Here is a 13,111-nt window from a genome sequence, read left to right as displayed (position 1 = left end):
ATGGGTTATATACACACGCCTCTACAGTGCGCTCTTCCAACGGAGTGTTATAGATTTCGTCGCGGATAATATTAATGAAGGCTTGCTCAGCAGCGTTCAGACGAATGCGTGGATTGGTGATCAGGCAGACCTCAAACACCGGATAGTCGTTAAAGGCTTTCAACTGCCACAGTCGCCCCTGGTCGACAAATCGCTGGGCCACATGCACCGGATGCGGACCGATGCCGACCCCGATTTCGATCAGACGGCGGATTTCCTCGAGATGATACGACTGACTGATCGGGACAGAGTCGATCCCGCTTTTCTTTCTCGCCACCGTAAAGTTGTGCAACTCACCACCGATCACATCGGTCGGAAAGGTTACGTAAGGTTGCGCGGCAATTTCATCAAGACTGACGTCATCGCGGCCGAACAGTTCACTGCCATACCCGCAATACAAACCAAAGCGTTCGCGGTAAATCACATCGTAATTCAGGCTGCTCGTCCTTGACGTCACCAGTGCGATGCCGCAAGCGGCGTTTTTGCGTTTCACTGAGGTAATCACATCCCAACTGGTGGCGACATGCAACGACACCGTCGCTTTGGTGTGCGTTTTGTGAAACTTCCACAACGCATTATCAATCACTTTGGACTCCGCATGCGTGGGCGTGTTCACGGAAACGTGACCGGTAATGCTATCGCGCACGTCCTTTAACGTTTCCGCCATGCGCGACACGTTGCTGTACAGTTCAACGCATTCTTCATACACCATCTGACCGGTTTCCGTCAGCGTGAACTCACGAGCGGTCCGATCAATCAGGTGACTGTCCATGTACTTTTCAAGGCGCTGCAGCTTGTTGGTTACCGCCGGTTGCGACACATGTAATCGCGTCGCAGCACGCGTCACACCCTTCTCTTCCACAATAACGAGAAAGTCCTGAAGCAGATTCCAATCCAGATTTCGGGCAAACCGTTCTATCTCAGCCTTTTCCATTTGGCATAATCCAAGCTTATATCAGAATAAGTCATATTGATTTGTTTTATACATGGGCGGGTGCTTGAATGCAATGGTCGGCCTGCAACGGGAAGCCGTTAAAACCAGAGTTTTAGCGCTTCTCAGACGAGTCACAACCGATTAACACCTAAAAAAAGAAACCATAAAAATAAATCAATAGAGCGGCGCAAGCTCACACAAAAATTAAACTAAGCCTTTCTTTTCTAAGGAGAAATCAACATGAATCTCATTAAAAAAACTCGCCAAGCCCTAACGGTTGCGGCCCTTCTGGTGGCGTTACCCCTGTCCCTTCAAGCACGCGATCTGGATGAAATTCAGGACGATGTGTTTCAGGTCGTCAACTCCGGTGCTTACCCTCCATTCAGCTTCGTCGACAACAGCGGTAACCTGGTCGGTTTCGATGTCGACATTGCTAAAGCGCTGGCTGAAAAAATGGGTGTCGAAGTAAACGTTCAATCATCACCATGGAACGGCATCATTGCCGCGCTGGCTGGCGGTCGCTTCGATGCCTGCATTTGCAGCATGAGTAACACCGAAGAGCGTCGTAAGGTGCTCGACTTTACCGATTCTTATTACAGCGCCGGTCTTTCCGTTTGGGTTCAGGAAGACAACAACGACGTCAACAGCATTGAAGACTTTGCAGGCAAACGTGTCGGCTCTACGCTGGGTGAAACCGGTAACCAATGGGCGGTTGAAAACGCGAATGGCAACTGGAGAAACCAAACCTTCCAGGGTCTGCCAGACATGCTGAACGCCCTGACGACTGGCCGCATCGACATCATGATCGGTGACGATGTTCCTGTGCTGTTGGCCGTTAAAAAGAACGACACCAAAATCAAGATGGTCGACGTTGGTGAACTGCCACGCTGGCCGGCTGCTATCTCCATCCAACAGGACAAGCCGCAGCTACTCGCCGCTTTGAATGAAGCCCTGGCAGAAATCAAAGCCGATGGCACCTATCAGGACATCGTTGACAAATGGATTGGCGAAGGCGCCAACATCGAGTAAGCACACACTAAGGCGTTGATCATGACCACTGAGATGGTTAAAGATCAGCGCCGTGCTCTACCGGTTACTCGTTAACGATTCACCGTCGATCGCCAACCTGCGTTGGCTCGACCGGTGACCAGGTTCAAAAGGTAAGTCCATGGATTTCAACTTAATGGTCGACGTCACTCCCCTGCTGCTGAAAGCGGCCTGGGTGACGATCGATGTTTCTGCACGTTCTCTGTTTTTTGGTTTCTTCGTGGCGTGCGGACTGGTGTTCATGCAGTCATTGCGATTTGCGCCGGTCCGATGGCTGGCTCGCGGCTACGTCAGCGCGATTCGCGGCACGCCCTACTTTGTTCAGCTGCTCTTGGTGTTTTACGGCGGACCGAGCATTGGCTTTCGGTTGGACCCGTTGACCTGTGGCGTCTTTGTCGGCGCTTTTAACATCGGCGCTTATATGAGCGAGGCCATTCGCGGCTCAATCGAGTCCGTCGACAGCGGCCAGGCTGAAGCATCCCGTTCACTCGGTTTCGGTAAAGCACAAACGCTGATCTCAATTGTGTTACCGCAAGCCGCACCGCTGATGATTCGCTCCTTAGGGGTGCTGGCGATTGTCGTCGTAAAAAACTCTTCACTGATTTCCATCATTTCCGTCGTCGAGCTGACCTATCAGGCGCAGCGATTGATTGGATCGACCTACAAACCCCTTGAAATATTTACCATCAGTGCGTTGATGTACATCGTGATTGTCTATGCCGTCATGGGCATCATTGAGCTGGCCTATCGCCGCGCCACGCGCTATACAACTTTATAGGGAGTCGAGACATGGAGTTTGATTTTACACCGGTCATTACCTATTTCCCGACGCTGATGAAAGGCTTGGGCGTGGCCATCTTTGTTGCCATTATCGTCGCCTTGATGTCCGTTCTGGGTGGTCTGTTGGTTGCCGTCATTTCAGTCTACATCAACAAGGTGTTGAGCTGGCCGTTGCGGTTTTTCATCTGGCTGTTTATGACCACACCGCTGTTACTACAGCTTTATCTGCTTTACTTCGGTATCGGAGAATGGGTACTGATACCTGCGGTTGTGGTGGGCATACTCGGGCTGGGTTTTCACTACATGGCGTACAACGCCGATATCTTTGTCGCCACCTTAAAGTCGGTTTCAGACGGCCAATACGAAGCGTCCCGATCGCTCGGCTTCGGACATACGGCGACCATTTTTTACATCCTCGTTCCTCAGGCGTTTATCCGGTCAATTCCACAGATCGGGAACAACATGATCCTGATGGTCAAAGACACCTCGGTTCTTTCTGCCATTGGCGTAGCCGAACTGGTTTATGCATCGCAGTACGCTATCAGCGTGTCTTTCCGTCCGTTTGAGTTCTTCATCGTCATCGCGATCATGTACTACATCATCAACGTGTTTATGGAACTCGGCCAGGTTTGGCTGGAACGGTTAACGGCCTACCGTCGTTAAACCCCTAACCCATTACTGAGAGAGTCGAAGAACTAATGACTACTGAACATCAAACAGAGACTCCGATGGTTGAAATTCGGAATGTCCACAAACGATTTGGCGACTTAGAAGTTCTTAAAGGCATCAACCTGACCGTCAATCGCGGCAAAATCATTTCAATTATCGGACCGTCCGGCTCAGGCAAAAGCACCTTGCTGCGCTCGGTGAATCATCTGGAGGTGATTGATCAGGGAGAAATTTCCCTTGATGGCGCCAGAGTGAACCGGCCCGACCTGAAAGGTCTCGCCTTCGAAAAGCACATCAACCATATTCGTCAGAACATGGGCATGGTGTTTCAGCATTTTAATCTGTTTCCGCACCTGTCGACGATCGACAACGTCACTTTGGCACCGCGAAAACTGAAAGGTATGGACCCTAAAAAAGCCCGCGAATGGGGTATGGACTTACTCGATCGCGTCGGGCTTGCACAAAAAGCCGATGTATTTCCAAACTGGTTGTCCGGCGGCCAGAAACAGCGCGTCGCCATTGCCAGAGCGCTGGCCATGGAACCGAAGGTGATGCTGTTCGATGAGGCAACGTCTGCGCTTGACCCCGAACTGGTGGAAGAAGTGAACCTGGTGATGCGCGGTCTTGCCGAAGAACACATGACCATGTTGATTGTGACGCACGAAATGGGCTTTGCCCGCGATGTGTCCGACTGGGCTATGTTTATGGATGGCGGCGTTGTTGTCGAAGAAGACGACCCACAAAAACTGTTCAGCAACCCCGAACAGGAGCGCACGCAAAGCTTTCTCCGTAAACACCTTCGCTCTTAAAGACAACTGCGAGCTGTGACTATGAGAACTCTAACTGCAGAACAATTGGCGTATCTGACTGACGTCCGGCACGCCCTTCATCAGCATCCTGAAATTTCAGGTGAAGAAGAACAGACCGCAAAACGCATCGTTCAGGAGTTGACCAACGCCGGCGCTGATCGGATCTGGCAAGGGCTGGGTGGCTACGGCGTGGCCGCCGAGTTTAAAAGCGACCAGCCCGGCCCGACGTTGCTGTTCCGTTGCGAGTTGGATGCTTTACCAATTACTGAAAAATCCGAGCTGGCTTATCGCTCGGCCTGCCATGGTAAAGGCCACCTTTGCGGTCACGACGGGCACATGAGCATTGTACTGGGCGTCGCACTCGGCCTGGCACAACGGCCCAGTCACGGTCGCGTTATCCTGTTGTTCCAACCGGCTGAAGAAACCGGTGCCGGCGCACAAGCCGTGATCAGTGATCCCCGATGGCCCGACATACGGCCGGACTATGCCTTTGCATATCACAACGCACCCGGCCGTCCTTTAGGCGAAGTCGGCATCAGTGACGGTACAGCAACCTGCGCTTCGCGTGGCATGCAGATTAACTTTCATGGCAAAAGCTCGCATGCGGCAAAACCGGAAGATGGAGTATCACCGGGTTCTGCCATGGCCGATCTGATGCAAACCATTCCAACCCTCAGCAGCGGATCGATCAACGATGACGATTACGGGCTCTGCACTCTAACCTACGCCAACCTCGGTAGGCCGACGTTTGGTGTCGCTCCGGGTGAAGGGGAACTGCGGGTAACGTTGCGCAGTAAAACCGATGACCGGATGAATGAAATGATTTCTACCATTCAGGGGTTGATCGATGAAGTCGACCCGGTCATTACCACCGAAGTGCATTGGCACGATGTGTTTCCCGCGGGTACGAACCAGGTTCAATCAACAGACATTTCAAGAGTGGCGGTCAAAAAACGACAGCTCACCCTGTACGACATGCCAAACCCGATGTCCTGGTCGGAAGACTTTGGTCACTTCAGCCTGGACGGAGCCAACGCCACCATGCTGTTTTTAGGTGCCGGTACCGACCAACCGCAGCTGCACAACCCGGATTATGACTTTCCCGATGAGCTCATCGGCATTGGTGCGGAACTGCTGCTGGAAATCATCGACACCACGTTGGCGAATGACACTGGCAAGTAAATGAGTTCTGACGTTATTCATACGGCCTGGTGCGAAATACTGACCGATCGCATCGCGAACAACCTGTCGCTGGCGCTGTCACTGTTGCCGGAACACGCCGAGTTCTGCGCCGTACTGAAAGCCGATGCCTACGGTCATGGCATTGCCGAAGTGGCCGCCATCGTCTGCGAACATCGCATCAAGACCGTGGGCATTACGTCAAACGCCGAAGCCCGCTTAGTTCGCGAAGCCGGGTTCGAAGGAACGATACTGCGTCTGCGCACGGCAACGCCCAGCGAAATCGCAGGCGCTGTTGCCGACCGGGTACAAGAACAGGTCAGCAGTCTGTATACCGCTGAGGTGATTGATTCGCTGACTGAGCACAGTGAGGGCGTGCATCTCGCCATAAACGCCGGCGGAATGTCACGGGATGGATTGGAACTCAATGAACGAGATGGACACGACACCTGTCAGCGCATTGTCGATCTACTCGGCGATCGGATCGTTGGCATCTGCACTCATCATCCTTCGGGTTCGGAGCAGGACTTGCAGTTGAGCGATCAGCATTTCCGCTCTGATCTCAACTGGATTTTCAGCAACACAGCCTTGAAGCGCGAGCAGGTGAATGTCCACGCCGGCAGTTCATTAAGCCTGATTTCATCAACGCCCATCGAAACCGATTTTTATCGCTGCGGTGCCATCCTTTACGGCATTCTCAAACCCGAACTGGGCTTTGAACACACCATGCAGCTAAAGGCTCAAATCACCAACATCACCACCTATCCGCAAGGCAGCACCATTGGGTATGACCGCACCACGACACTGACCCGCGACAGCCGTGTGGCGAACATTGCCCTCGGTTATGCGAATGGCTTCCGGCGCAACTATTTCGGTCGCAGCCATGTGTTAATCCGCGGCCAACTGGTGCCGGTTTTGGGCAAGGTGTCGATGAACACCATCGTGGCCGATGTAACGGACATCCCCGTCGTTGAGGTTGAAGATGAGGTGGTGATTTTCGGCCATCAGGGCACCGGCAAGATCGACATCAAACGCATTGAAATGCAGGCCGATACCATCATGGCCGACATCTACGCCGAGTGGGGCCAGCGCAACCCACGCGTTTATATCTGAGTTCATTGCGGTCCCATAGAAACCTGAAGCACTGCGGTCCTCGGCGCCGAGGACCTGCCACTGACCAACACAGGAGGGTCAGCTTTACCTACTTTCAACCAACTCAGTTTGCACCACCGGGTCGTTATGCAGGGTCCGATGCACCGGACATTTGTCCGCAATCTCCAACAGCTTTTGGCGTTGTTCCGCCGTTAACTCGCCTTGCAGATAAATCCGGCGAACCAGCCGTTCCACCCCCGACTGATTCTGTTCCGCCTGGTCGGCATCCGCTACGTAGTTTCGCTCATGAAAGAGGGACACCTCGACGTGATCCAGCCGGAGTTTTTTACGCGTGGCGTACATCCGTAGTGTCATGGCCGTGCAGGTGCCCAGCGCCGCCAGTAAGTGCTCATACGGGTCCGGACCGCCATTCTGCCCGCCCATGGCAATCGGTTCGTCGGCGTACCAGTGGTGATGATCGCTGTACACACTTTGCTGAAACCGATGATCCATTTCAGATACGACTACATGCCCCTTGGGAACATCGGGACGTTCCGGCGTCGACGATTCAGTCACGTACCGGCTGGCCCAGCCAGCAATGGCCTGAGCTGCGTACTCGCTGTCGGCTTCCTGAGACAATAAATGGTCAGCACGATCGAGGCTGATAAACGATTTCGGATGCTTCGCCGCGCCGTAAATCTTTTCTGCCTCGCGGATATCGACAGTGGTATCCAACGGCGAATGCATCACCAACAAGGCTTTGTCGAGTGCGCCGATCGTCTCGGTACTCTGAGCCCGAACATCGTCGATAAACTGCCGGCGAATGGTAAAGCAACGGCCACCCAGACTGACTTCCGCTTGCCCTTGCGTTTCGATTTGCGACAGATCCGCATGAAAATTATGCAGCACATGGTCCGCTTCAAAGGGAGCACCAATGGTGACGACGGCATCGACTTTCGGCAGCTCTGCCGCCGCCTGTAAGACTGCGGTGCCGCCCAGGCTATGACCAATCAGCAAGCGCGGTGCCTCATAAGTCGCTTCCAGGTAACGTGCCGCGGCGACCAGGTCTTGCGTATTGGTGGAGAAGTTGGTGTTGGCGAAGTCGCCATCGCTGTTCCCCAAGCCGGTAAAGTCAAACCGAAAAACGGCAAACCGTGCCCGCACCAAAAAACGACTGATCCGACTCGCTGCAGCAATGTCTTTTCCGCAGGTAAAACAATGCGCAAATAACACATAGGCTCTTGGGGGTTCATCGGGGGTTTCGAGAAGACCTGCCAAGGTATGCCCCTGGCTGTCGAAGGTCAGTTTCTGTCGCATGGTGAGTTCCTGTGCTGGTACTGAAAGAAGAATCCCGTTCAGACCGACAGAATACGCGCAGGTTCCATTGAATGACAATCGCGCACGACAGACTGGTTGGCCTGTCGTGCGTCAGAGATCAGAGAACGTAAAACAGAATGGCAAAGTAATGGAACATGGCACCCGTCAGAACAAACAGATGCCAGATCGCATGATTAAACGGAATGCGCTTGTTCACGTAAAACACAACGCCGCCGGTATAGGCCAGACCACCGGCAACTAACAGGCCCAAGCCACCGGCACTGAGGTTATCAACCAGCGGTTTCGCAGCGATCACCACGACCCAGCCCATCAGCAAGTACAGAGTAACCATTAAGGCTTTTACATGTCGCGCGGGCGACAACTGCAACACGGTGCCGATAATGGTCAGCCCCCAGATGATGCCGAAGATGGTCCAGCCCCAGCCGCCGTTCAGCGTCATCAATGTAAACGGCGTATAAGAACCGGCGATCAGGTACAGAATGGCCAGGTGGTCCAGTTGCCGCAGCACCTGTCGAACCTTGGGTATTTGTATGGCGTGGTAAAGCGTAGAGGCCAGAAACATCAGGACCAGTGTGGACCCGTATACGCTGCTGCTGACAATGGCCCACGCATCGCTCTGACCAATGGCAACGGCCAACATGATAATAAACCCGACCACGGCCAGAACGGCGCCAATGCCATGTGTCAGGCTGTTCGCCCACTCTTCCAGTGTGCTGTATTTGGGAAGTGCTTCGCTCATAAACTCTCTGATGTACTTTTTAAATAATATACAAGTGTATATTTATTATTCTTTAAAACAACCACCCTGTGGTAATCATCCCGGACCTTTACATTCGCACCCACCGTTCGCCCGCGAGCAAACCGGTTTTGGCACCTTAGGTCCGAACCAACGTCCAGCTTAGTACTCAATGAGTAGCCTGTCAGTATCAACAGAGTCGACTTTTTGAACCGTGCTTGGAGTGGTCGTCTCAACGCGTAAAGTAACGGTCGTGGATTTCAGAGTTACGACAATCAGGAAGTTGGAATGGACACGATCGACGAAGTATTAGAGTTTGTGGAAAAAAACCCGGAGTATCGGGCTCAGATTGGCGTTATTAAATTCGGGGACGGCACCAAAACCTACCTGGCCTGGGCGGCATTGCCGAGAGATTCCGGAGACTCAGCCGCCCCGTGGATTCCGGCGATGCGATCCATTCAGAAACTGAACCCCAGCGCGCACTGGGTCCCACTGACGGCGGATGAACTGCAGGACTATCTGAATGGCCGCTCAGAACCCGCCTTTGCCGAGCGAACCCGAGCGGTTTCCCGCCGGGCTTAGCACCGGCTAACCAACCCTGGCTCAGCCGTATCGACGCTGAGCTTCCAACACCAGCCCTTTGCCGACACTGTTGAACAGATCCCCCCGAACCTGTCGGGCAGCAGGAAAGCGCGACGCAATCAACTGCCGCACCGAGGGCAAAGCGGTCGACCCGCCGGTTGTAAAAATCGTCTGCACCTCAGTGTGATTGACCCCAGCTTGAAGAAGAGTTTCATCTACGGCGGTAAACACCCGCTCTACCTCAGTCGCAATAGACGACACCAGCTCAGCCTGGCTCACCGAACAGACCGTCTCTTCGAGTTCATCCAGAAAGCTCAGCTCAATCTGCGCCTGATCCTGTTCCGACAACTGGATTTTTGCCGCTTCCACTTCACCGGCCAAACGATGACCGTCTTTCTGACGCAAGGCCTGCATTAATCGATCCAAACGCTCCGGCTCAACCACGTTACGTCGCAGGTCGCTCAGCTCGCGCAAAACTTTCGGCTCATACAGATGATGAATGCGATGCCAGGTCGCCAAATCCACAAAATAATGCCGCGGGATCGCCAGATTGGGTTTGTCGCGATACACCATGTTCAGCCCCAGTTGCGGCATCACCGTCGCCATCGACAGCAACCGGTCGAAATCGGTTCCGCCAATGTGAATACCATGGTTGGCGAGCAGATCGTTTGACCGATCCGATTTTTTTCTGGCCTCCGGCGACAGTTTGATGAGCGTAAAGTCGGACGTACCACCACCCATATCGATGATCAGCGCCAGCTCTTCAGACTGAGTCTGCTGCTCGTAATCGTAGGCCGCGGCAATGGGTTCAAACTGAAAAGACACATCGGTAAAGCCGATGTTTCGGGCAATGGCCGCCAACGTCTCTTCGGCGGCCTGATCCAGCTCGGGGTGATGATCATTGAAATGGACCGGACGCCCCAACACCACCGACGTCAACGGTTCTTCGGCGAACGCTTCCGCCCGTGTTTTCAGGCTGTTCATGAAGAAGCCGATGATTTGCTGAAACGAATAAACCGTCGCTTTAATCTGGGTGCCTTCGTTCATCTGATTAGACCCCAGAATCGACTTCATGGAACGCATCAGCCGACCAAACTCACCTTGCGAATAGTGGCGAATGGCGTCCCGTCCGAAGTGAATATCGTCGGTTTCGAAATCAAAGAACAAAGCGCTGGGCAAGGTCGTTTCCCAGGCACCGCTGATCGGATGCTTTTCCAGCGGCGTCATTTGAGCCTGCTGATGACGAAGCACACCCACCGTTGAATTGGAGGTTCCGAAGTCGAGTCCACACAGTGCCATCGTCGTTCATCCGTCATCCGAAAAGGGCGCGCGATTATAGGGAACTGCACCGGCTTTTCAAGTGCAGGACACCCGGTTCGTGAAAGTTGCGCTGGCGCAGCAGATCGCGTACAACAGCCGCTGGAACAATATCAGGAAATGCTTATGTTGGGTCTGAACCGAAATGTCTGGATACTGGCCATGACGCAGCCTTTGGCGCTGGCCATGTCCCCGGCCATTGTCTTAATCAGCGGATTTGTCGGGAAATCGCTGGCGCCGCGGCCAGAACTGTCCACGCTGCCGCTGTCGATGATGATCATCGGCATTACGCTCGGCGCAATGCCCGCGGCCTTGCTGATGCAACGGTTCGGACGCAAACGCGTCTTTCTGGCCGGCATGGTCATTAACAGTCTGGCGGCACTGATCGCGGCCGGCGGCATCGCGCTGTCCAGCTTTATCATCTTTTTATTGGGCATCACTCTGTCCGGTATGACCATCGCGATCATGCATCAGTTTCGTTTCGCGGCGGCCGAGTCCACACCGGCCGAGCTGGCCGGACGTGCCATTTCAATGCTGATGCTCGGCAGTGTCGCCGCGGCCTTTATCGGAACGGAACTGGCCGCTTTTGGGCAGGACTGGTTTGCGACACCCTATGCCGGCTCCTTTCTCGCCCTGATTGCCGCCAGTGTCGCAGGGTTTATCCTGTTGTGTTTTTATCAGGACAACACCCGGCCGGAGCAGTCCGACAAGGACACCCCACCGGTCAACTGGTCGGATGTGTTACGACGACCCACGTTTCTGATTGCCCTCGGTTCGGCGGCCATCGGCTATGGCGTGATGAGTTTCGTCATGACCGCCACCCCTCTGGCCATGCACGACATGATGGGACACAGCCTGGGCGACACCAAATGGGTGATCCAAAGCCATATCATGGCGATGTTTCTGCCCTCATTGGTCACCGGTGAGTTGATTCGCAAGTTTGGCGAACGCACGATCATCTTTGTGGGACTGCTGGCTTATCTCGCCACCACGGCGTTTGCCTATTCCGGGGTCGAAGTACTGCATTACTGGTGGGCACTGGTGTTACTGGGCGTGGGCTGGAACTTCCTGTTCATTGGCGGCACCACCCTGCTGACAAAGGCGTACAAGCCGCATGAAAAGTTCCGCGTGCAAGCGGTAAACGACCTGACCGTCTTTGTGTTTCAGGCGTTGTCGTCGCTCAGTGCCGGCGTCATTCTGTTTTTAAGCGGTTGGTCTGGCATCGTCACGCTGTCGCTGGTGCCAACGGCTGTGCTGCTCATTGCCATCGGCCTGACCTGGACGCGAATCAAGTCCACCGTGGCTGCCGAGTCTCAAGCAAGCTAACCTGGCGCAAAACGATTTCGCTTTGCCCCAAACAAAAAACCACCCGACGGGTGGTTTTTTTTATGGATCGCGTTTGTCTGTTAAACGCTCTTTGCTGTTAACGCGATTAAAGATATTCAGAGAAGAAGCTATCGAGCTTGTCGAACGGAATCATGTCTTCGCGATCGTACAGGTCGATGTGGCGCGCGTCAGGAATGACGACCAACTCTTTGGGTTCGGCCGCTCGCTCAAACGCCTGTTCTGTCATCAGACGGGAATGCGCGTTTTCCCCCATGACCATCAAAATCGGACGCGGAGAAATCTGCTCCAGATGCGTCATCAACGGGAAGTTGATAAAGGATAACCCGCTGGTCAGCGTAAAGTTCGGAATGGTATTGGGGTGCCAGCCGCGCTGAGTGCCATAATACTCAAAGAACTCAGAAATCACCGGCGGTAAACCTTCCGGAACGGCAGGCGCAGGGCCATCGGTTGGCCATCCACCGCGCGGCAAGGCCGGGGTGCCGTTTTCAAAATCATCCCAGCGTTGCTGACTCAACCGTTCCAGCGTCGCGTTACGCTGCTCATCGGTCATTGAGTAATCAATGTTGTAGCGATGCATCACACTGATGTCGTACATACTGGTGGTGGCAATCGCTTTGATGCGAGGATCGACTTCCGCCGCGGTCAGGGCAAAACCGCCAGCACCGCAGATTCCAATGGCGCCAATGCGGTCACGATCGATGTAGGGCCGTGTACCCAGGTAATCGACTCCCGCGCTGAAGTCTTCCACAAAAATACCGGGCGCCGACAAGTCACGCGGTTCACCGCCGCTTTCTCCGTTGTAGGATTCATCAAACGCGAGTGCAATAAAGCCCCGCTCCGCCATGTTCATGGCATAGATGCCAGCACCCTGTTCTTTCACACCACCATAGGGCGTACCAATCACAATGGCCGGGTACTGTTGGCTCGGGTCAAAATCGGCCGGTTTAAACAGATGACCGGCCAGTTCGATACCGTAGCGGTTTTCGTAACGTACCGCTTCCATAGTCACGGTATCCCGCAACTCATACGTCAGGTACACCTCATCGGCCGGTGCCGATTGCGATTGCACACCTGGCGTGCTGCAACCGACCAGAGCCACCGTAGCCAAAGCCACCGAGGCGACGAACATTGAACGTTTCATATACTTTTCTCCGTAATGATTACCAAGGCTGTAAACAAACGAGCGGTTTCAGATTACGGAATCGAGGATGGGCGCGGTCAGTCCAATCGGACACGATCTTT

General features: G+C 54.0%; 13 protein-coding genes. 8 read left to right on the top strand and 5 right to left on the bottom strand.

The window, feature by feature from the left end; genetic code table 11:
• Nucleotides 1–973: LysR family transcriptional regulator (locus tag MED297_RS15195; protein WP_008046460.1), on the bottom strand; the 973-nt coding region annotated here is incomplete at its 3' end.
• Between the two features lie 240 nt (nucleotides 974–1,213).
• Here MED297_RS15195 and MED297_RS15190 point away from each other — a divergent pair.
• From MED297_RS15190 to alr, 6 genes are all read left to right on the top strand, one after another.
• On the top strand, nucleotides 1,214–2,002 hold the full coding sequence (locus MED297_RS15190; protein ID WP_008046459.1) for a transporter substrate-binding domain-containing protein: 789 nt from the start codon (nucleotides 1,214–1,216) through the stop codon (nucleotides 2,000–2,002).
• Nucleotides 2,003–2,141: 139 nt separating this feature from the next.
• Entirely contained in the window at nucleotides 2,142–2,798 is a 657-nt protein-coding gene (locus MED297_RS15185; protein ID WP_008046458.1) for an amino acid ABC transporter permease, read from the top strand.
• Nucleotides 2,799–2,809: 11 nt separating this feature from the next.
• Complete coding sequence (locus tag MED297_RS15180) at nucleotides 2,810–3,463, top strand: amino acid ABC transporter permease (protein ID WP_008046456.1); 654 nt, start codon at nucleotides 2,810–2,812, stop codon at nucleotides 3,461–3,463.
• Between the two features lie 35 nt (nucleotides 3,464–3,498).
• A complete protein-coding gene (locus MED297_RS15175) occupies nucleotides 3,499–4,278 on the top strand; it encodes an amino acid ABC transporter ATP-binding protein (protein ID WP_336884825.1) in 780 nt (259 codons plus the stop codon).
• Nucleotides 4,279–4,299: 21 nt separating this feature from the next.
• Nucleotides 4,300–5,460: an amidohydrolase gene (locus MED297_RS15170; RefSeq protein WP_040557456.1), complete on the top strand. Its 1,161-nt coding sequence runs from the start codon at nucleotides 4,300–4,302 to the stop codon at nucleotides 5,458–5,460.
• Nucleotides 5,461–6,570: an alanine racemase gene (alr, locus tag MED297_RS15165; RefSeq protein ID WP_008046449.1), complete on the top strand. Its 1,110-nt coding sequence runs from the start codon at nucleotides 5,461–5,463 to the stop codon at nucleotides 6,568–6,570.
• An 84-nt stretch (nucleotides 6,571–6,654) separates the two neighbouring features.
• On the opposite strand, the gene MED297_RS15160 is transcribed toward alr, so the two are convergent.
• Together MED297_RS15160 and trhA are read right to left on the bottom strand one after the other, a co-directional pair.
• Nucleotides 6,655–7,866: a bifunctional alpha/beta hydrolase/OsmC family protein gene (locus tag MED297_RS15160; protein WP_008046446.1), complete on the bottom strand. Its 1,212-nt coding sequence runs from the start codon at nucleotides 7,864–7,866 to the stop codon at nucleotides 6,655–6,657.
• A gap of 118 nt (nucleotides 7,867–7,984) precedes the next feature.
• Nucleotides 7,985–8,626 carry a PAQR family membrane homeostasis protein TrhA gene (gene trhA / locus MED297_RS15155; protein ID WP_008046445.1) on the bottom strand — a complete coding sequence of 214 codons (642 nt, stop codon included), beginning with the start codon at nucleotides 8,624–8,626 and terminating at the stop codon, nucleotides 7,985–7,987.
• Between the two features lie 285 nt (nucleotides 8,627–8,911).
• On the opposite strand from trhA, the gene MED297_RS15150 reads away from it, so the two are divergent.
• Entirely contained in the window at nucleotides 8,912–9,205 is a 294-nt protein-coding gene (locus MED297_RS15150; protein ID WP_008046444.1) for a hypothetical protein, read from the top strand.
• A 21-nt stretch (nucleotides 9,206–9,226) separates the two neighbouring features.
• Here MED297_RS15150 and MED297_RS15145 read toward each other — a convergent pair whose 3' ends face one another.
• Complete coding sequence (locus MED297_RS15145; protein WP_008046443.1) at nucleotides 9,227–10,504, bottom strand: Hsp70 family protein; 1,278 nt, start codon at nucleotides 10,502–10,504, stop codon at nucleotides 9,227–9,229.
• Between the two features lie 144 nt (nucleotides 10,505–10,648).
• Between MED297_RS15145 and MED297_RS15140 the strand changes: the two genes are divergently transcribed.
• Nucleotides 10,649–11,848: an MFS transporter gene (locus MED297_RS15140; RefSeq protein WP_040557455.1), complete on the top strand. Its 1,200-nt coding sequence runs from the start codon at nucleotides 10,649–10,651 to the stop codon at nucleotides 11,846–11,848.
• Between the two features lie 106 nt (nucleotides 11,849–11,954).
• Here MED297_RS15140 and MED297_RS15135 read toward each other — a convergent pair whose 3' ends face one another.
• Nucleotides 11,955–13,010, bottom strand: coding sequence for an alpha/beta hydrolase (locus MED297_RS15135; RefSeq protein WP_008046441.1), 1,056 nt, complete (start codon nucleotides 13,008–13,010; stop codon nucleotides 11,955–11,957).
• Nucleotides 13,011–13,111 lie beyond the last annotated feature (101 nt).

The sequence above is a fragment of the Reinekea blandensis MED297 genome (assembly GCF_000153185.1).
GTDB lineage: Bacteria > Pseudomonadota > Gammaproteobacteria > Pseudomonadales > Natronospirillaceae > Reinekea > Reinekea blandensis.
Note: the sequence above shows the minus strand (reverse complement) of the source record. Positions and strands in the feature narration are given on the sequence as shown.

Coding starts and splice junctions, on each gene's coding strand:
- MED297_RS15190 (WP_008046459.1), top strand. CDS start 1,214: ATGAATCTCATTAAAAAAACTCGCCAAGCCCTAACGGTTGCGGCCCTT.
- MED297_RS15185 (WP_008046458.1), top strand. CDS start 2,142: ATGGATTTCAACTTAATGGTCGACGTCACTCCCCTGCTGCTGAAAGCG.
- MED297_RS15180 (WP_008046456.1), top strand. CDS start 2,810: ATGGAGTTTGATTTTACACCGGTCATTACCTATTTCCCGACGCTGATG.
- MED297_RS15175 (WP_336884825.1), top strand. CDS start 3,499: ATGACTACTGAACATCAAACAGAGACTCCGATGGTTGAAATTCGGAAT.
- MED297_RS15170 (WP_040557456.1), top strand. CDS start 4,300: ATGAGAACTCTAACTGCAGAACAATTGGCGTATCTGACTGACGTCCGG.
- alr (WP_008046449.1), top strand. CDS start 5,461: ATGAGTTCTGACGTTATTCATACGGCCTGGTGCGAAATACTGACCGAT.
- MED297_RS15160 (WP_008046446.1), bottom strand. CDS start 7,866: ATGCGACAGAAACTGACCTTCGACAGCCAGGGGCATACCTTGGCAGGT.
- trhA (WP_008046445.1), bottom strand. CDS start 8,626: ATGAGCGAAGCACTTCCCAAATACAGCACACTGGAAGAGTGGGCGAAC.
- MED297_RS15150 (WP_008046444.1), top strand. CDS start 8,912: ATGGACACGATCGACGAAGTATTAGAGTTTGTGGAAAAAAACCCGGAG.
- MED297_RS15145 (WP_008046443.1), bottom strand. CDS start 10,504: ATGGCACTGTGTGGACTCGACTTCGGAACCTCCAATTCAACGGTGGGT.
- MED297_RS15140 (WP_040557455.1), top strand. CDS start 10,649: ATGTTGGGTCTGAACCGAAATGTCTGGATACTGGCCATGACGCAGCCT.
- MED297_RS15135 (WP_008046441.1), bottom strand. CDS start 13,010: ATGAAACGTTCAATGTTCGTCGCCTCGGTGGCTTTGGCTACGGTGGCT.